This window comes from Gilliamella sp. B14384G12 (assembly GCF_016101825.1).
GTDB classification, from domain to species: domain Bacteria; phylum Pseudomonadota; class Gammaproteobacteria; order Enterobacterales; family Orbaceae; genus Gilliamella; species Gilliamella apicola_N.
In genome coordinates, this window is the sequence record NZ_JACFPU010000001.1 from 158,270 (window position 1) to 178,622 (window position 20,353).

General features: G+C 34.4%; 18 protein-coding genes. 7 read left to right on the forward strand and 11 right to left on the reverse strand.

The features are described 5' to 3' along the window. The first annotated feature begins 77 nt into the window (after positions 1-77). Positions 78-1,118: an alpha/beta fold hydrolase gene (locus tag H3S73_RS00660; protein ID WP_144091310.1), complete on the forward strand. Its 1,041-nt coding sequence runs from the start codon at positions 78-80 to the stop codon at positions 1,116-1,118. 150 nt (positions 1,119-1,268) lie between these two features. Here the strand turns inward: H3S73_RS00660 and galM are convergent, their stop codons facing one another. From galM to trmB, 8 genes are all read right to left on the reverse strand, one after another. Beyond that, on the reverse strand, positions 1,269-2,273 hold the full coding sequence (galM, locus tag H3S73_RS00665) for a galactose-1-epimerase (RefSeq protein WP_198235869.1): 1,005 nt from the start codon (positions 2,271-2,273) through the stop codon (positions 1,269-1,271). Then, a complete protein-coding gene (gene galK, locus H3S73_RS00670; protein WP_198235868.1) occupies positions 2,264-3,421 on the reverse strand; it encodes a galactokinase in 1,158 nt (385 codons plus the stop codon). Before galK ends, galM begins: the two co-directional genes overlap by 10 nt. Continuing rightward, positions 3,422-4,471: a galactose-1-phosphate uridylyltransferase gene (gene galT, locus H3S73_RS00675; RefSeq protein ID WP_198226799.1), complete on the reverse strand. Its 1,050-nt coding sequence runs from the start codon at positions 4,469-4,471 to the stop codon at positions 3,422-3,424. It lies immediately after the preceding gene. Positions 4,472-4,521: 50 nt separating this feature from the next. Next, the gene (galE, locus tag H3S73_RS00680; protein WP_198226801.1) at positions 4,522-5,538 is read right to left on the reverse strand and encodes a UDP-glucose 4-epimerase GalE; all 1,017 of its coding nucleotides are present in this window, start codon (positions 5,536-5,538) and stop codon (positions 4,522-4,524) included. Positions 5,539-5,585: 47 nt separating this feature from the next. Further along, positions 5,586-6,857 carry an MFS transporter gene (locus tag H3S73_RS00685; protein WP_198226803.1) on the reverse strand — a complete coding sequence of 424 codons (1,272 nt, stop codon included), beginning with the start codon at positions 6,855-6,857 and terminating at the stop codon, positions 5,586-5,588. Positions 6,858-7,712: 855 nt separating this feature from the next. After that, a complete protein-coding gene (locus tag H3S73_RS00690; protein ID WP_198226805.1) occupies positions 7,713-8,873 on the reverse strand; it encodes a histidine-type phosphatase in 1,161 nt (386 codons plus the stop codon). Further along, positions 8,870-9,595 carry an oxygen-insensitive NADPH nitroreductase gene (nfsA, locus tag H3S73_RS00695; RefSeq protein ID WP_198226807.1) on the reverse strand — a complete coding sequence of 242 codons (726 nt, stop codon included), beginning with the start codon at positions 9,593-9,595 and terminating at the stop codon, positions 8,870-8,872. The genes H3S73_RS00690 and nfsA overlap by 4 nt, the downstream gene beginning before the upstream one ends. Positions 9,596-9,612: 17 nt before the next feature. Beyond that, positions 9,613-10,314, reverse strand: coding sequence for a tRNA (guanosine(46)-N7)-methyltransferase TrmB (gene trmB / locus H3S73_RS00700; protein ID WP_086327097.1), 702 nt, complete (start codon positions 10,312-10,314; stop codon positions 9,613-9,615). A gap of 257 nt (positions 10,315-10,571) precedes the next feature. On the opposite strand from trmB, the gene H3S73_RS00705 reads away from it, so the two are divergent. Together H3S73_RS00705 and pth are read left to right on the forward strand one after the other, a co-directional pair. Then, positions 10,572-11,519: a ribose-phosphate pyrophosphokinase gene (locus H3S73_RS00705; RefSeq protein WP_065738556.1), complete on the forward strand. Its 948-nt coding sequence runs from the start codon at positions 10,572-10,574 to the stop codon at positions 11,517-11,519. A gap of 75 nt (positions 11,520-11,594) precedes the next feature. Then, positions 11,595-12,179: an aminoacyl-tRNA hydrolase gene (pth, locus tag H3S73_RS00710; RefSeq protein ID WP_198235867.1), complete on the forward strand. Its 585-nt coding sequence runs from the start codon at positions 11,595-11,597 to the stop codon at positions 12,177-12,179. 98 nt (positions 12,180-12,277) lie between these two features. Here the strand turns inward: pth and H3S73_RS00715 are convergent, their stop codons facing one another. The 3 genes from H3S73_RS00715 to H3S73_RS00725 form a co-directional block, all read right to left on the reverse strand. Beyond that, positions 12,278-12,745, reverse strand: coding sequence for a DUF3597 domain-containing protein (locus tag H3S73_RS00715; RefSeq protein ID WP_198226811.1), 468 nt, complete (start codon positions 12,743-12,745; stop codon positions 12,278-12,280). 583 nt (positions 12,746-13,328) lie between these two features. Then, the gene (gene uxuA / locus H3S73_RS00720) at positions 13,329-14,510 is read right to left on the reverse strand and encodes a mannonate dehydratase (protein WP_144091319.1); all 1,182 of its coding nucleotides are present in this window, start codon (positions 14,508-14,510) and stop codon (positions 13,329-13,331) included. A gap of 77 nt (positions 14,511-14,587) precedes the next feature. Beyond that, the gene (locus H3S73_RS00725) at positions 14,588-15,349 is read right to left on the reverse strand and encodes a GntR family transcriptional regulator (RefSeq protein ID WP_198226814.1); all 762 of its coding nucleotides are present in this window, start codon (positions 15,347-15,349) and stop codon (positions 14,588-14,590) included. Positions 15,350-15,628: 279 nt separating this feature from the next. Here H3S73_RS00725 and H3S73_RS00730 point away from each other — a divergent pair, with 279 nt between their 5' ends. The 4 genes from H3S73_RS00730 (at position 15,629) to H3S73_RS00745 (ending at position 20,319) form a co-directional block, all read left to right on the forward strand. Next, a complete protein-coding gene (locus H3S73_RS00730) occupies positions 15,629-17,098 on the forward strand; it encodes a mannitol dehydrogenase family protein (RefSeq protein WP_198235866.1) in 1,470 nt (489 codons plus the stop codon). Positions 17,099-17,937: 839 nt separating this feature from the next. Continuing rightward, complete coding sequence (locus tag H3S73_RS00735) at positions 17,938-18,399, forward strand: DUF721 domain-containing protein (protein WP_198235865.1); 462 nt, start codon at positions 17,938-17,940, stop codon at positions 18,397-18,399. A 60-nt stretch (positions 18,400-18,459) separates the two neighbouring features. Next, the gene (locus H3S73_RS00740; RefSeq protein ID WP_198226820.1) at positions 18,460-18,864 is read left to right on the forward strand and encodes a YhcB family protein; all 405 of its coding nucleotides are present in this window, start codon (positions 18,460-18,462) and stop codon (positions 18,862-18,864) included. 78 nt (positions 18,865-18,942) lie between these two features. Further along, on the forward strand, positions 18,943-20,319 hold the full coding sequence (locus H3S73_RS00745; protein WP_198235864.1) for a Do family serine endopeptidase: 1,377 nt from the start codon (positions 18,943-18,945) through the stop codon (positions 20,317-20,319). Positions 20,320-20,353: the final 34 nt, after the last annotated feature.

Here is a 20,353-nt window from a genome sequence, read left to right on the forward strand (position 1 = left end):
TAATTGAATATTGTTAACTTTAGAAGTTATTGATTGAAATAAAGGATATTGAAGTGATTAGACTAATTAAAAGGAGTATGATAATTCTTTTGTTAATTTTACCCTATACAGGTAGTGCTAGTATGATCGAAAAAAGAGACCATTTGATCGGTTCTTGCTATTTAGATGAAAATATTTTTATCAGAGAAGTTAAATTAAAGAATAATAAACATAAACAAGAACCATTGTTATTAGTTCATGGTGCTCGAGTTGCAGGTATTGGTTCGTTTGATTTACCTGTTCAAGGGGGATCGTTAGCAGAAGATTTAGCTCAAGCTGGGTTTGATGTCTATATTATTGATTTACGAGGATATGGTAAATCTAGTCGTCCTAAAGAGATGTCTCGACCTGCAAGTGAATCTAAACCATTAGTCCGTACGCCCGCCGCAATTGATGATTTAAAGTGCGCTGTGAATCAAATATTAAAATGGACAGATTCCAAAAAAATAAATATTTTGGGTTGGGCTACAGGTGGTCATTGGGCTGCCGCCTATGCTGAGCAACATAGTGATAGTGTTAATAAGTTAATTATTTATAATTCATTATATGGTGCTGTTGACGATCATAAATTATTAGGTAAAGGCTCAGTATTTGAAGACAAATTAAATCCAAAACAATTCAATCACAGTATTGGTGGTTATCAATTAAATACTAAAGAAAGTTTGTTTCAGGCTTGGGATTTAAGTATCCCTATGGTTGAAAAAGATTTATGGCGGGATCCTTTAGTTGCTAATGCTTATGCTCAAGAGGCGATGAATTCTGATCCTGAATCTTTTTCTCATACACCTCCTCAATTTCGCTCACCAACAGGGGCAATGGCAGATAGTTTTGAATTAGCTATTGGCCAAAAGCAGTGGCAAGCCAAACATTTATTGATGCCGATATTAGTTATTTTCTCGCAAAATGACTTTTGGAGCCGTAAAGCGGATGCTTTAGCTATTGTTAATGAAGCTAAGCAAGCACATTTGGTAGAAATACCCGATGGCACACATTTTGTACATTTAGATCGTGCTGAAAAAGGGCGAAGTCTATTTGTTTCTTCTGTAATTGATTTTCTTAATTCAGATAAATCAATTTAAAGAGTTTGTTATTTTGTTTTAATTAAAAAAATTCAATAACAATCCACCAATATATATTGTTTATAAGGATAAAAAGCCTTTACTCTATCTTTTATGATGGATGAACACAATAATTGTTCATCCATAATTAGTTATCTCATAACTTATCTATCATAACTTATCTATCATAAATTGATAACAAATTTGATGATGATAAGTTTGATTCGGTTCTAAAAAACAGCTAGGTTGTGGCCAATCGGGATGATTTGGACTATCTGGTAGAAACTGCGCTTCTAATGCGATACCCGCAAAATTATGATATTCACCATTATGTCTATTCGGCGTATGTTGTAAAAAATTACCCGTATAGATTTGTAGTGCAGGTAGGGTCGTGGTCACATTCATCTTCACTTTTTTATCGGCGGATAGTAGATGAGCGGCAATGGGTTGTGATTTATCTAATAAATAAGCATGATCATAACCACCGGTGATTTGCCTATCTGGGCTTTGGAGTAATTTATCAGAGATTAGCCTTGGTATGCGTAAATCCATATCGTTATGGCTAACGCTAACTAAATCACTGTATGGGATACCGTCGCGATCGACGGGTAAATAAAAATCAGCATTCACTTGCAAGGTATGATTAAGGATATCTTTGATAGTTTCTCCGTCCAAATTAAAATAAGCATGATTGGTTAGATTGACTGGGGTTGTTTTGGTCGTGATAGCATTAAAAGAGATAATAACTTGATTGTCATCAGTGAGTTTATAGGTTACTTCGACCTTGAGCTCACCAGGGAACCCTTGGTCTCTATCAGGCGAAATCAATGTAAATGTGACCTGCTTGTCAGATTGAGATTGGATATGCCACAGTTGTTTATCAAACCCTAATTTACCACCATGCAGTTGGTTTACTCCTTGATTTGCAGTCAGTGAGTAGCTTTTTTCGTTGACCTTGATGGTCGCGTTTGCAATTCGGTTAGCATATCGCCCAATGGTCGCGCCTAGATAGGCATCTTGCTGTGCATATTGTTCAAAAGTTTTACAACCAAGTAAGACTTCTCGATTTTGTCCTGCAACGGGTAGTTCACATGAAAGCCAAGTTGCTCCCCAGTTTGAGAGTTTAATGCTCATACCCTGTTTATTTGAAAGTGTAATAATCTGTTTTATAGGCATAAAGCGTGCACTCCTTTGCTTGGTTTGCAGATATAAAAATCTTCTTTGATACCAAATTTTTTAAAATAATTATCATTAACCACTGCTTTGATATCATCAACTTTATTTTTGGGTACGAGTGCGACAACACAACCGCCAAAACCACCACCTGTCATGCGTACGCCACCTTGATCGCCAAGTTTATTGTGAATTATCTCAACCAGATAATCAATGGCAGGCACAGTGATTTCAAAATCATCACGCATAGAGTTATGGCTTTGCGCCATAAGATTTGATAAAGATGTATAGTCGCTGTTTGCCAACGCTGAAGCGGCTTTTAAGGTACGTTCATTTTCAGTGATTATGTGACGAGCGCGTTTAAAAACAATAGGATCAAGCTTACTTTCAATTTGTTTCAATTCATCTAACGTTACATCGCGTAACGCTTTTACCCCAAGAGCTTTAGCTGCTGCTTCGCATTGTTGGCGACGACTATTGTATTCGCTATCGACTAAACCACGTTTGATATTTGAGTTAATAATTACTACTGCAAACTCTTCGGGTATTGAAACAGGGAATGCTTCTAACGATCGGCAGTCAATCAATAAGGCATGTTGTGTTTGTCCAAGTGCAGAGATAAGTTGATCCATAATACCGCAATTACAACCAACAAATTGATTTTCGGCTTCTTGACCAATCAAAGCTAATTGGGTGCCATCTAATGGCAAATCATATAAAACTTGGAACATTTTGGCTACGGCAACTTCAAGAGATGCTGATGAGCTTAATCCCGCACCTTGTGGTACATCACCACTAATGGCGAGATCAACGCCATGAATATTATCAGTATGTTTTTTTAGATGTTTGACTACGCCGCGTACATAGTTGGCCCATTGGTATTTTGGATGTTTTTCAATGGGAAAATCCAATGAAAATTCATCTTGCTCATTATTATAGTCAACCGCAATGACCCGAATCAGATTATCTGAACGTTTATGACAGCTGATTATTGTTTGATAATTAATAGCGCAAGGTAGCACAAATCCGTCATTATAATCTGTATGTTCCCCGATTAAATTTACGCGGCCAGGCGCTTGTATCAACGTATCTGGTTTATAGCCAAATTTAGTTTCAAATGCTTGCGAAGTTTTATTAATTAATTCTTTCATCTATTTATCCTTTATATCTTTATAATGAACATCACTTTCATTACGCAGTCTTTCGGCTGCCTGTTCTGGCGTTAAATCTCGTTGTACTTCGGCTAGCATTTCGTAACCGACCATAAATTTTTTGACTGTCGCTGAACGTAACAAAGGGGGATAAAAGTGAGCATGTACTTGCCAATAGTCATTTTTATTTTCCATAAATGGTGCGCCATGCCAACCCATTGAATAAGGAAAAGAGCAGCGAAATAAATTATCGTAACGACTGGTTAATTTTTTGAGTGCAATCGCTAAATCACTTTGTTGATCGCTTGTTAACAGGGTTAATTGTGGAATATGTGTTTTGGGTAACAGAAGTGTTTCAAATGGCCAGATTGCCCAAAAAGGAACCACCGCCAACCAATATTGAGTTTCAACGACAATTCGCTCAAGATTTATGAGTTCTTTTTCAACATAATCAATTAATAGATTACGTTGATATTTTTCATAATAATTGCGCATATTGAGATCTTCGCGCACAATTTCGTTGGGTAAAAAACTATTTGCCCAAATTTGTCCATGCGGGTGAGGGTTAGAACACCCCATTACTGAACCTTTATTTTCGAACACTTGTACCCAAGGATATTTTTTACTTAATTCTTGTTGTTGAGCGATCCAGATTTTGATTACGCCTTCAATGGCAGATAAATCCAGTTCTGGCAAAGTTTTACTGTGATCTGGTGAAAAGCAGATAACACGGCTGGTGCCTTTAGCGCTTTGCATTTGAAACAGTGGATCATCGTTAACTGGTGAATTTGGCGTATCTTCCATTAGCGCAGCAAAATCATTGGTAAATACAAATGTCCCTTTATAATCGGGATTGATATCCCCCGTGACTCGCTTGTTACCTGCACACAAAAAACAAGTTGGATCGTGACTTGGTTTTTGCTCCTCGTTTATCTCTTCTTGTTGTCCTTGCCAAGGGCGTTTTGCTCTATGTGGTGAAACAAGTACCCATTGATTGGTCAATGGATTATAACGACGATGAGGATGATCAACTGGGTTAAAAATATCCATTTTTTGCCTCTTCAATTATGATTTTGCTGCTATTAGTTTCAAACTATAATTCAATCAGGATAACCTTGTGGATTATTAGATTGCCAATTCCATGAGTCTTTTACCATATCATCAAGCGTAAGTTTGGTTTTCCAGCCTAATATTTGCTCGGCTTTGTTAGCATCGGCCCAGAAAGCGGGTAAATCACCTGCTCGGCGTGGTGCAAAATGCCAATTAAGTGGCTTACCAGAAGCTTTTTCAAAAGCTTTAATAACTTGTAAAACACTGTAGCCAACACCGGAACCTAAATTATAAATATGAATTCCAGCTTTATTTTGATCAGCTTTTAGAGCGGCAATGTGCCCGTCAGCCAAATCCACAACGTGAATAAAATCACGTACACAAGTGCCATCTTCTGTTGGATAATCATTACCAAATACAGCGAGTGACTCTCGTTTACCCACTGCAACTTGAGTAATATAGGGCATCAGATTATTTGGAATGCCTAAAGGATCTTCACCCATTAAACCACTAGGATGAGCACCAACAGGGTTAAAATAGCGTAGCAGTGTTAGTGACCAATCAGGTTCGGCAACGGCTAAATCCATCATACATTGTTCTACCATAAGTTTACTTTTACCATATGGACTAGTAGGTAATCCTTGCGGTAACGTTTCAACATAAGGAACAGGTGCTAATTCACCGTAGACGGTAGCTGAAGAACTGAATACCAATTGTTTAACGCCAGCATCACGCATCGCTTTCATTAAAACAATGCTGCCATACACGTTATTTTCATAATATTCAAGTGGTTTGTATACCGATTCACCAACAGCTTTTAAACCAGCAAAATGAATAACGGCTTTGATGTCATGTTCTTTAAAAATTGTTGCTAATAATTTTGCATCACATACATCCCCTTGGTAAAAGACAACAGGTTTCCCTGTGATAGTTTGTATTCTCTCTAATACTGAGGCTTTACTATTGAATAAATTGTCAATAATAATTGGTGTAAAGCCTGATTGAATTAGTTGGACACAAGTATGGCTACCTATATATCCACAACCACCAGTCACTAATATTTTCATCTAAGTACCTTAATTTAAGCTAATTATGTTTAATGAATCTAGATTAATTACCTGATTACTGTTTTTTTTGTATATTTAAAAACATCCCATGGTCCACGTCCTGATAACGTGAAAGATGAAATCATTGTAAAACTAAATGCGATGGAGCCAAGGACTAAATAAGCTCCTTCAAAACCAATTTTAACATACATCAAACCAGCAAATGTAGACATAAACATGATAGATAATTGTTTTGCAAAACAAAATGCAATCAAGTAAACGGTTGCTGATAAACGGATAGGGAAGTGCTTAGTGATATATTTAAAGGCGCCAACAAGTAATAATGGTGCTTCAAACATGTGTAATGTTTTTAATATTACTACTTCAACTGCGGTGCTAGCAAACGCTGAGCCAGTTATGCGAATTGACATGATTATACCCGCAATCAATAAGGTATTTTTACTGCCGATTTTCATTACAATTATTGGTGCAAAAAACATTACTGTAGCATTTAAAAATTCACCAAGCGTTGTGACATAACCAAATGCTTCGCGACCAACTTGTTCACTAGAAAAGAATGAAGTAAAAAAGTTAGCAAACTGTTGGTCAAACACATCATAAGTACATGCCACACCAACGATATAAAGCATAAAGAACCACGTTTTACGCATGCAGAGTAAATCTAAAGCCTGTTTTATATTAAAAGGTTCAGGTTTATTTAATCCCATTTGCTCGACAACATCCGTTGTTGAAGTTCTTGCGGGATCAGCGATCTTGACTAAAAATAGAAGAATCAGTGCAAATCCAGAGCATAACCAATAAACAGCATTGACGTTTTTTGATATCATAATCCCAACAAATGAAGCACAAATTGCCCATCCAAAACAACCAAACATACGACTGCGACCAAATTCAAAACCGCTACGACGACTGATTTTTTCAACTAAAGCTTCTATAGATGGTGCTCCTCCACTAAATACCATGCCTAGATAAAATCCACCCACAATTGCGCCTAATGTGACATTAAATTTGAGTAGAGGTCCAAATACAAAAATAAAAAATGGTCCAAACAATACTAATAGCAGGGTAATAATCCAAAGAAGATGCTTTTTTAATCCCAATTTATCTGAAATCAAGCCAAAAATAGGTTGGAAAACTAACGCAAATAATGAAATAAATGAAAAAACGTATCCTGTACTTGCTTGGTCTAGTCCAATCATTTTCAACCAAACTGGAAAAAATGGGACATAGGCTCCCATAATAAAAAAGTAAAGGAAAAAGTAGAGGCTAAACACCCAATAATTCTTATTATGCAGTGATGACGTAATGTTTTGATTCATGATGAACTTCCTTTGTTGAGCTTTAAATGATTTAGCATCATTTAGAAATCGTTTACACTTTTATTTATCTAAAAATTTATTGGTTTAAATTAATATTATCACTTTAGATATCCCAAAAAAGTGATCTGGTTAACATTTTATGAAATCGATTACATTTAATGTTTTCTATTATTTGTCAAAAAATTTCAGGTTATGCTAACGTTTCAGTATATTTTTATTTTATTTTTATTATTGTTTATGATAATAATAATCAAGACCGTAGGGGTTTGATCAATAATTGCGCGAATCGAATAAATTTTTTAATTCTTTCGCATTTGGATTCACACTATAGAAAAGTAATTTATGAAACCGATTACAGCTGCTTGGCAGCAAAGGTATTTAATGGATTATCATTTATTAGATTGATTGCAAACTTTTTCAGGTTAAGATTAAAAATCGAATTAAAATCGTTGTGATATGGCTATACCCAATTTACTGTTGTACTTGTGATAGTTAATGATCTGATTCAACTAAATAGATGGACTTTTTCATCCTAATAACCAATAAGTTTTTTCTTAGTATTGTATTGAATCATAGTAAAAGCTAATTTTAAATTTGTGTTTATTTTATCTCAATTTGAAAAATAAACAGTTTTCAGTAAATATGCTGTGCATATTCTGTCCAAGTATGTTTTTGGGATTGGCTTATTGTTAGAAATCTTTTATTGGGGTAATTGGTTGGGTATTTTAACTTAATTATTGAAAAAAAAGTTAGAAGAGTAGGTGATTATATCTGCGGGTATTCACTCAGAAAAAAGAGCAAGTTTTCCACCGATGAGTGTCGGTGGAAACTATTTCTTATAGAAAAACTAATAGACTACTCATTATTGTCCAAACGATTTGCAAAATCTGCCCAATCATAATAACCATCACTATTGACAGAAGCATTTTCCAACTGTAATTGATAATGTTGTGGTGGATTATTGATATCGATTGCCTGTCCGGTATAAAGTTGTTCAAAACTTTGATATACGTATTCGGCTTTAAAAAAGTATTTGCCAGATGATATATGGCGATAACGTTGGAAGATAACCATTCCTCCGATTGGGGTATTTTCACATTGGTTTGGTAGTTGGTATGGTGCAAAATCTAAAGCACCAAGTAATGCTGCAATGGTACTATCGTGACCAACAAGTAAATTTACCTTATGCTGTTTATTATGCAGTAAATCATCGATTTTATTGATTAATAGTTTACTAATATGTTGAGCAATGGTTTTGGTATGAAATACTAAATCAATATAGTGGTTACGAATTTGTATTATTTGTTGCCATTGTTCTTGGCTGGTGATTTTGCCCCACGCAATCTGATCTTTTGGAAATGCAGAATAATATTGTAATAAGAAAGCATCAACAGCACAAATTCCGATAGCTAATGGGCCATGTAATTCAGGTTCTTCATTTTTCTTAAAATAGAGTTCATAAGGGATATCAGCAAAATCACATTGATATTGAGCATATAGTTGTGAATGCGGATACTCCAATATATCTGAAACCATTTGATAAGCAGGCGCTAAATTTTTAAAAATTGCCCCAGCTTTATCAGCCTCTTCAATATCGTTTAATACAGCTTGTTTTATTTCTGGAGAATCATCTTGCACACTTGGATCAAAAATCGGATCCATTTTTTCAATGGTATATTTGTGATGGATAGGAATATCATAACCCGCAAAAGCGCCATTAACCAAAAATTGGGCTGTTGCTACCGTTCTTTGAAGGCTGTTAGCATAAACATAGATATCTGGATTTTCTGGTTCAATATTAATATTTTTTTGTTCAAGCCATTGTGATAGATAGTGTCCAAAGAAAGCTTCTAATACACCCCCCCGTGTCGTTAAATAACCATAAGCATGATCCCAGCTAGGCCATTTTAATGGACTGGACTTTTCTAAAAATGCTAGTGTGTTTTGTAACGGAGTGCGGATACCGTGACGACTTAATATAACGACTTTGTCTAATTGGTATTGATTGTTGTTCATTTAGTTATCCATCCTTGTTTATGCAAATAATTTAAAATGAAATCTCGTTGCCCTTTGATAATTGTTTCTGCAATTTTATCACTCCAACCATTCGTTTTTTGATTAGTCAGTCGATGACCATAGTATTGACGCATCTGAGTATCATATTGTGCTAATAATTGATGATTGATTGGTTGATAGTGATTTTCAAAGAAAACTAATTCTTTCGGTAATCTTGGTTTTATATCTGGATTTTGGTCTGGATAACCAATACAAAGCCCAAAAAGCGGAAGAACATATTTAGGTAAAGCAAGTAATTGTGTTACTTTCTCAATATTGTTGCGTAATCCACCAATATAAACCGTACCTAAACCTAATGATTCTGCTGCAATAACGGTATTTTGTGCCATAAAAGCCGTATCAATGCAACCCACTAAAAGTTGTTCTGCTTTTTCAAGAGGAATAGTTGGATCAATTTGAAAATGCCGATTAAAATCGGCACAGAACACCCAAAATTCAGGAGCTTGATTTATATAGCTTTGATCCCCTGAATAATGTGCTAGTTTTGAGCGATTCTCGCTATCAGTGATTCTAATTATTGTAGCGCATTGTAAAAAATTGGAGCTTGGAGCCGATTGTGCAGCTTGAACAAGTGATTCTATCTGATCGTTGGTTAACGCCGTTGATTGGTAAGACCGAATTGAACGACGATGACAAATTAAATTAATTGTTTTATTTTGCATAATGGCTCCTTATTACGCTATTTTTTTCTGAATTGTAAATCCCAAACACCATGACCTAAATTTTGGCCACGTTTTTCAAATTTGGTAATAGGGCGATCTTCGGGTCTCGGAATGTAGTCGCCTGTTGCTGATAAATTTTCAAAACCTTCAGCTTCGGTTAAAACCTCTAACATATGTTCAGCATAATTTTGCCAGTCGGTCGCTAAATGTAAAATACCGCCTACTTTTAATTTTTGCCGAATTAATTGTACAAATTGTGGCTGAATAATGCGACGTTTGTTGTGTCTTGCTTTATGCCATGGATCGGGAAAAAAGATTTGCACTTTATCTAATGAATGATTAGGGATCATGTTTTCTAAAACCTCAACCGCATCATGACACATGACTTTTAAATTAGATAATTGGTTTTCTTCAATAGCCATTAAACAAGCGCCAACACCTGGCTTATGAACTTCAATCCCCAGAAAGTTTTTATCCGGCGCATTTCGAGCCATTTCAACTAATGATGCCCCCATGCCGAATCCTATTTCTAAAACGACAGGTTTATTTTCATCAAAGCATATAGGTGAGTTTGAATGATATTCAATGCCAAATAGTGGCCATAAATTGTTTAATGCTTGTTCTTGACCTTTAGTTAAACGACCTTGTCGTAATACAAAACTTCGGATAGTTCTTTTGGATTTGATTTCTGGGTTATTGCTATTTAATTTTTCGTTCATCACGTTATCTACTTAGATTGTGGAATTTGGTAAAATTTATTAATGGATTTGTGTGTTAGTTTACTCGATTTTAGGTTCTCAGCCAAAGTATCTTAAAGGCAAATTTTTTTAATTCGCAATTTTGATATATATATCAAATATTTTTGTTAAATTTTTATATTATGGTTGAGCATAATAGATAAATAATTATATAATTATGGCTCCGATTTAACCGATTACGAATAAAGTAATCATAATAACATGCTTGAGGATTTCTCGTGCCTGATATGAAGCTTTTTGCTGGTAATGCCACACCCGAACTAGCAAAACGTATAGCTAATCGTCTTTATACTTCTCTTGGTGACATTGTCGTAGGCCGTTTTAGTGATGGTGAAGTAAATGTCCAAATTAATGAAAATGTCCGTGGTGAAGACGTTTTTATTATTCAATCAACTTGCGCGCCAACCAATGACAATTTAATGGAATTACTAGTAATGATTGATGCAATGCGTCGTGCATCTGCGGGTCGTATTACTGCTGTTATTCCATATTTTGGTTATGCGAGGCAAGATCGTCGAGTTCGTTCAGCTCGTGTGCCTATTACCGCTAAAGTGGTTGCTGACTTTTTATCAACCGTTGGTGTTGATAGAGTATTGACAGTCGATCTTCATGCTGAACAGATTCAAGGCTTCTTTGATGTGCCTGTTGATAACGTATTTGGTAGTCCAGTTATTTTAGAAGACATGTTGCAACGTGATTTTGAACGCCCAATTGTGGTATCACCTGATATTGGCGGTGTTGTTCGTGCGCGTGCGATTGCAAAACTTTTAAATGATACAGACATGGCCATCATTGACAAACGTCGTCAGCGTGCTAATGAAGCAGAAGTGATGAATATTATTGGTGATGTTGCTGATAGAGATTGTATCTTAGTTGATGATATGATTGATACCGCAGGTACACTTTGTAAAGCGGCCGATGCTTTGAAAGCGCGCGGAGCTAAAAGAGTGTATGCTTATGCAACGCATCCAATTTTTTCAGGCAAAGCCGTCAGTAACATTAAAAACAGTGCTATTGATGAAATTGTTGTTTGTGACACAATTCCATTAACTGCTGAAGTTAAAGCATTGAAAAATGTGCGCCAATTAACTTTATCAGGTATGCTTGCTGAGGCAATTCGTCGCATCAGCAATGAAGAATCAATTTCAGCAATGTTTCATTACTAATTGATTTTAGCATTATGGTTACTAGCCCCTTTTTGGGGCTTTTTTACTTATAGCAACACATATTATCGAATTATCATGACAACTATTAAACTTATTGTAGGACTTGCTAATCCAGGCAATGAATATGCTGCAACTCGCCATAACGCGGGTGCGTGGTTTGTTGATCAATTGGCAGAACGATATCATCAATCATTAAAAAATGACCCCAAATATTTTGGTTACAGTTCAAGGATAACTCTTTCTGGTCATGATGTACGTTTATTAGTGCCAACAACCTTTATGAATTTAAGCGGTAAAGCGGTGCAGGCTATGGCTACATTTTATCAGATTAAACCAGAAGAAATTCTTGTTGCACATGATGAACTTGATATTAATCCAGGTATCGCCAAATTCAAATTTGGTGGCAGCCATGGCGGGCATAATGGTTTGAAAGATATTGCCAGTAAATTAGGTAATAATTTGAATTTTTATCGCTTAAGAATCGGTATCGGTCATCCTGGCGATAAAAATAAAGTGGTCAGCTATGTTTTAAACAAGCCTTCTAAATCTGAACAAGAGTTGATTGATAAAGCGATTGATGAGTCAGTACGTTGTACTGAAATTTTATTATCTGGTGGTATTGAAGCTGCGATGAATCGATTGCATGCTTTTAAAGCCTAGTGAATAGACTTGATGATTATCTGACCGATAACATAGCATTTTTAATAAAAAATCCACCTATAATAGCAGGTGGATTTAGTGTACTTTTGTCTTCAGTTTTAAGAGAAAAGGTGAGCTACATTCCCGCCTTTTTCTGCAATTTTTTTCATTACCGCTTTAATTAACCATGTATTCATAGCTGCTGTATCATCGGTACTCCCTGTATAATCAAGCTCTTTAGCTAATTTTTTACGCGCATCTAAACTGTTATCTAAGCCTAAAAGTTTTAAAAGATCAACAATTGATGTCTTCCAGTTTAGTTTTTCAGGGAATTTTTTAGCTAAGTCTTCAAGAATTGCCATAACATCAACATTTGATACAGATGTTTGATTTCCTGTACTTTGTTGATTGGTTTGGTTTTGTTGATTCTGCTGGTTCTGTTGATTTTGATCTTGACTAGTTGATGCTGTATCTTTGTTATTACCAGTAATATTATTGACTTGATTCTTTACAGCATCAGTAACATTACCTACTGCTGCTTGTGCACTTGGAAATATTTTAGAAAAAATACTATTTAAGATACCCATATTACACCTCTTATGTTTAAACTGCTTTTGAAAAGACTGCTTAACGATATAGATGTAGATAATATCGTTATTAATATAACGCGGAATGGGAGGAAAAGTCAAAACAGTAAAATTTTGATAGCATTTTATAATTTAAAAGTTAGGTTCATGATTTTCTCTAATCATCTTTAATAATAAGATTATTTTAAATATTACTTAGCGTTTTTAATAATTATTTTGCTTTTATACATTCAATTTAACTTTTTTAAATAGTATTTCTATTAAATTGGTTATATTAGTTTTTTAACCATATTATAAAAATAGGCAAATTTAAAATATCATAAGATTGATTTGATTATTTGACTGATTAAAATTGTTTATTGACTAACTGATTAAATTTGAAAAATTAAATTACTGCTGTAAATTATTATTGCGACGTGTTAAATGTCGCAGGATCATTACGTGGATTAATACAGCATTTGTATGCAGTATAGAGGATTCTTAATTATATTTATCTAGATGCAATACATATCTAGACTTTATTCATTATTATGAAAAAAAACACCCATTTAAAATGGGTGTTTTTTATATAGAGAAATAGATATTATTCAAAAAATGCACGCTTAATGGCATATTCAATACCACGAATTTCTGCTAAACCGCGTAAGCGACCTATACACGAATAACCTGGATTGGTTTTCTTTTTAAGATCATCTAACATTTGGTGTCCATGATCTGGACGAACGGGAATAGAACGTTTAATTCCTGCTTGTTTACGGCGCTGTTCTTCAGTAACGAGTGCTTTGATTACTGCATACATATCCACATCACCACCCAAGTGGTCACCTTCGTGGAAAGAAAGTGGGTTTTGTTCGCGAACCGTTGCACGTAAGTGAATAAAATGAACGCGGTCAGCAAATTTTTCAGCCATTATAGCTAAATCATTATCATCTCGCACACCGTAAGAACCGGTGCAAAAGCAAAATCCATTGTGAATACTATCTACCGTATCTTTGATCCATTGCATATCTTCGATGGTTGACACAATACGCGGTAAACCTAAAATTGGTCGAGGAGGATCATCTGGATGCACCGTTAATACCACACCTACTTCTTCAGCAACGGGGACGATAGCTTTTAAAAAGTAGGCATAATTTTCGCGTAATTTGGCCTTATCGATGCCATCATACGTCGCCAAATGTGCTCTAAATTGTTCCAAAGAATAGCCTTCTTCTGCCCCAGGTAAACCTGCAATGATATTAGCAATTAGTTTGTCTTTATCTGCTTGAGTCATTTTCTCAAAATAAGCTTTTGCTAAATCGATATCTTCTTTTGAGTAATCTTTTTCGGCATTAATTCTTTCTAAAATATAAAGGTCAAATGCAGCAAATGCAGTTTGATCGAAACGTAAAGCTTTTGAACCATCTGGTAGCTCATAAGCAAGATCGGTGCGAGTCCAATCTAACACAGGCATAAAATTGTAACAAACAGTATCAATGCCACAAGCTGCTAGATTACGAATTGATTGCTGGTAATTTGCAATATGCTGTTTAACCTTTCCTGAATGCGTTTTGATCTCTTCATGAACAGGAATACTTTCAACAACAGACCATGTTAATCCTTTTTCTTCAATAATTGCTTTTCGTTTTTGTATTTCTTCAACTGTCCATATTTCGCCATTTGGAATATGGTGCAAAGCTGTAACAATTCCAGTTGCTCCAGCCTGTTTGATATCATCTAGTGATACTGGGTCATTTGGTCCAAACCAACGCATCGTTTGTTCCATATAAATCTCCTCAATGATTTTTATTTACTTAATTTTCTAAACGAAAAGATCTATAAACAATGCTGATTTTTTATTGTCTATTGGTTAACAATATTAACTGGAATAGAATCAAATAAATAACCATCAAAATTTGGATCTTCACTATCAGAAACGGTCATTAATGTTTGTTTAACATTTTCTAAATGTTGCCACATAGCATGGCGTGCACCTATTGCATCTTTTACCTGCAATGCTTGCAGAATTTTTTCATGATCATAAAGCCACTTTTTTCGATAACTATGATCGGTAATGCGACTGTGTAATTGATCCCACATTTTGCTGGTAGAACGTTTTTGCCATAAATCATTTAATAAACTTTCAAGTATTGAGTTTTTCGTTGCTTTGGCAATTGCAATATGAAACATCTCATCAGCACTGTAGTCATCCAGAATGCCTTGTTCTAACATTTGACGTTCTTGTTTTAAAATAGCTCTAAGCTCTATGATATCGGATTTCAAAATTTGTGAAGCTGCAAAAGCGGCAATATTGCTTTCAATTAGTTGCCTTGCTTGTAATAATTCAAATGGTCCAAAATCATTTTCTTCTATTTTTTTATCTTGTTCTGACAAAGTTTCATTTGGTAAACCAATTACATATACACCAGAGCCTTTTTTTACTGTAACTAAATTTTCAAGTTCTAGCATAATGAGTGCTTCGCGCACAACCGTTCTACTTACATTAAATGCGTCAGCGATATCGCGCTCGGGTGGTAATCGATCACCAATTTTATAAGTACCATTTTTTAATAATGATTTCAGCTCATTACCAATTTCTTGATAGAGCCGATTAATCGTTGGCATTATTTTTAATCCCCATTCTAATTTTGGTTATATTGCCTCAATTATAAGCTAATTGTTATAAGTACTATAAGTCAATTATGATTTAACTATGTTTATTTCGATAATTGGTATGCCAATATATTTTGGTATTATTAAATATTTTCAAAATAGTGCATATTAAATAAACCAAAAAATGTGATTATGATCACAAAAAATAAAAAATGAAGATGAAAAGATTATCTATAAGTGAAAATATGTCTAACCAATATAGTATTTAATTTGTTAATTATGGTGAGTAGAATGTTAAATTTATCAAATATCCCACAATCAATTGAACATAAACCTTCCTATGACAGAAAAAAAATGATTTCACGCATAGTTCATTTAGGATTTGGTGCGTTTCATCGTGCACATCAAGCATTGTTTATGGATCGCTTACTGAATAAAGGAACAAGTGATTGGGGAATTTGTGAGGTTAATATTGTTGGTGGTGAAGAGTTAATTCATGATATTCGTCAGCAAGATCATTTGTACACCGTATTAGAAAAAGGAGCTACAACAAAACAAGCATTTATTATTGGTAGTGTAAAAGAGTCGCTTTTGGCATCTACCGACGGCATTGAGGCAATTTTAGAAAAAATGGCCGATAGTGTGGTAGAAATTGTGTCTTTAACCGTAACCGAAAAAGGTTACTGTATGCGACCAGGTGGTGGTGACTTAGATTTAGATAATCCTCTGATTAAAGAGGATTTAGCCAATCCATCTAAACCTATGTCTGCCCCAGGTGTTATTGTTGAAGCGCTTTATAGAAGAATGCAAAGAGGAATAAAACCATTTACTGCATTATCCTGCGATAATATCCCCGAAAATGGAGTTGTTTTGAAAAAAGCGATATTAGGTTTAGCAAAAGCGCGAGATGCAAAATTAGCACAATGGATTAAGGTCAATACAACGTTTCCATGTACAATGGTCGATCGTATTGTGCCTGCTGCAACATCTGAAACTTTAGCAGAGATTAAAAATACGTTAGCAGGCATGGCTGATCCATGTGGTATTGCCTGTGAACCTTTTATTCAATGGGTTATTGAAGATAATTTTGTTTCTGGTCGCCCTAATTGGGATGAAGTTGGGGCAGAGTTTGTCGATGATGTGGTTCCCTATGAAGAGATGAAACTACGTATGTTAAATGGCAGTCATTCTTTTTTAGCTTATCTAGGTTACTTAGCAGGGTATGAACATATTAATGATTGTATGAATGACCACAATTATAAAAAAGCAACACTAGCACTGATGATGCAACAACAAGCACCTACACTGCATGTTCCTTCACAGGTAAATCTATCACACTATGCTGAGCAACTTATTGAAAGATTTAGTAACCCTTCACTGAAACATAGAACTTGGCAGATTGCCATGGATGGTACTCAAAAATTACCACAACGTATGCTTGATTCTGTGCGTTGGCATATTCAAAACAATTCTGATTTTTCATTACTTGCATTAGGCGTAGCCGGTTGGATGCGTTATGTAGGTGGCATGGATGACAATCAAAATGATATTGATATACGCGATCCAATGTTTAGTGAATTAAAAACACTTGTTGACTCAAGTCAAGATGGTCAAGAAAGAGTAACCGCTTTATTGAGTTTGAATGCAGTGTTTGGTGATGATTTATCGAATAATTTGCAGTTCAAAGAATACGTCACCAATCATTATCTTTCTTTAATGCAAAAAGGGGCAAAACAGACAATCTGTGATTTAGTGATTTAAAGGTGTATAACGATCATAACAAACTATTTAAATGATCACTTTTTGCAAATAAATGAATATTTAAGCAGTATAGATAGTAAACGAACCAATTGATCATTTTTAGATTACTTTTGATGTGATAAAAATCAGATTAAATAATTTTTTTGATACTGAAGTAAAATAGAAAACAGTTGGTACAACCTCATTATAAATATTTATAAAATATCAAATTTTATTATTAACGCTTTTTGGAGCGACGATCCAAAATGCATAACGTTTTTGGGATGATCAACATTCTAGTTTAGATTGGCTCATCCTAAAACTTTCAATTTTTATAAACAAAGTGTCACTGAGAAATTGTTAAAATTGCAACATTGATATGGAATGACAATACTGAGTTCAAAGTGTAGGGCGGTAAAACTTATATTTGTTTATGCTTTTATGTTAATAAAAAATAAATAGTATTGTGCTAATTCTCAATTAGCTTTATTCAGTAAATACAACGACTTTTATTTATAAGTAAAAATAAACATCAGTAAGAACAAAGTGGCAACAATCTTGAAATAAACTCATGGTTTTATTAAGTGGCATGATAAATACTTTATACGAGTAAATAATCCATATAAAAATACTTTTATATTCAAATGAACAATTAATTTATTGAATATTATATCATTTGATATTTAGACAAAATATCGTAGTGAGATACTATTGTTTTTCAATAAAAAAATAATAAACTGTAAATGTCTTTTTTAAGTAAGACTTTTTTATTTAAATAAGGTAAATTAATGCTACTTATTTTGCATGATGTGTAATTCGTTGACTATTATTTTATTCGGAAATAAAGGTAAGTATCAAATATGCGTTATAATGAGCCACAGATGTTAACTTCAATTTTGTCTCAACAAACTTGTTTATCCGAGATAAAAGAAAAAACATTTGCATTGAATAAATTGGCTGATGTGATTAATGAGTTATTGCCATCTTTGTTAAGGCAGCAATATAGAATTGCTAATTATCGTCAAGGCGTTCTTATCCTTGAAGTAAGTTCAGCTAGTTGGTTAACCAGATTAAGATACGAACAAAGTAATTTATTATCTGAAATACGAAAGCAAATATTACCATCCTTATCTTCAATTCAATATAAAATTAATCCAGATATTTCCAGTCAATATGTAAAAATGATTAATGATTCATCAAAAAGTGTTACAATTACGAGAGCTTTAAGTCCCCAAAGTGCCATTTATTTGTCTGCTTTGGCAGAAAGTGCACCCGATAAACTAAAAAAGCAATTGATTAAACTTGCTAACCATGCAAAATAAGTAAAATAATTGAGCAATAGAGTATAAAGTTTTATAACGAAAAGATACAAGGAGTGAAATATGGATAAACAGATGATGATTTATCTGGTTATTGGCTTAGTAATTGGTTTTGTTTTAGGTATTATTTTAACGAATATTTTTAGTTCAAAAGGGCGTCAATTTGCACAAGTAAAACGTCAACTTGAGGAAACTGAAGAGCAGTTAAACGTTCAAAAACAGACAATTGTTAAATATTTTTCACATAGCGCTGAAATATTAGATAACATGGCTAATGATTTTCGTCGTCTTTATCAACATATGGCTGAAAGTTCAGGAAAATTTACTTCAGAAAATGATATGCCAGTTATGGCTTTAGATGCGAATAATGATACTACTATAAAAAAACAATTCACTCTAAAAAAACAACCAAAAGACTATTCTGATGACTCTTCTGGTTTATTCAAAACTGATGAAAATAAATCATAATTAATCTTAGTTTTTTCGCTAGAATTATCTGGTGAAATGTTATGGTAAATATTAAATTTATAAGGAAGAGAGTGTTTTATGATTAATAATTCTTTACTAAAACCTAAAAAAATACTTAGCTTAATTGCTTTAGGCTTAAGTCTTTCTTTAGTTACCTTACCGAATGCCTTTGCTGTTTTCCCTTCGTTTCCAACAAGTGAAAATTCTCAGCAACCAAGCTTAGCGCCAATGTTAGAGGCAGTATTGCCTTCGGTTGTAAGTATCAAGGTTGAAGGAACAGCTCAAATGCAAACCAATATCCCCGAAGAGTTTAGACGATTTTTTGGGTATCCCGATAGTCAATCTAGAGCTTTTTCTGGTCAAGGTTCAGGCGTCATTATTGATAGTGAAAAGGGTTATATTGTTACCAATAATCATGTTATTGATAATGCTGATAAAATAACGGTATCATTAAACGATGGACATGAATATACTGCTAAATTAATAGGTAGAGATCCTCAAAGTGATATTGCATTGCTTAAAGTTGAAGAGGCTAAAAATTTAACGGCCATTACTTTAGCTGATTCAGATAAATTACGTGTTGGTGATTATGTTGTCGCAATTGGTAATCCATTTGGAATTGGTCAAACTGTGACATCTGGTATTATTTCTGCACTCGCTCGTAGTGGACTTAATATGAATGGCTTTGAGAATTTTATTCAAACAGATGCCTCAATCAATCGTGGTAATTCAGGGGGGGCGTTAGTTAATTTAAATGGTGAATTAGTAGGAATTAATACTGCCATTATTGCACCTAGTGGTGGTAACGTTGGTATCGGTTTTGCTATACCGAGTACGATGGTGAAAAATTTAACTTCTCAATTGATTGAATATGGAGAAGTTAGACGTGGTGTATTGGGTATTAGAGGTAATGAGTTAACCTCCGATATTGCCAAAGCATTTGATTTAGATGTGCAAAAAGGCGCGTTTGTAAGCGAAGTGCTTGACGATTCTGCCGCTAAAGCAGCAGGGATAAGATCTGGCGATGTGATTGTTTCAATGGATGGTAAGCCTGTTGATAGTTTTGCCGAACTGCGAGCTAAAATTGCAACTACAGGTGCGGGTAGGACTGTGCAACTAGGCATAATTCGTGATGGTAAAACAATAACTGTTAATGTCAAATTAAAAAATAGTGATGAATCTGCTACAGAAGCAAAATCATTACATCCAGCTCTTGAAGGCGCAACATTAAGTAATGGCAATATCAAAGGTCAAAAGGGCGTTTTAATTGAAGGCATTACTAAAAATTCACCAGCATCTCGATTAAGTTTACAAAAAGGTGATTTAATCACGGGTGTAAATAAACAAAGAATAAACAATATTGCTGATTTGCGTAAAATTATCGATAGTAAACCATCAGCGATTGCGTTAAATATTGTACGTGGTGATAGTCAACTTTATCTTATTTTACGTTAATTGATTGCTTAATTTGATTTCGCCGATAATATTT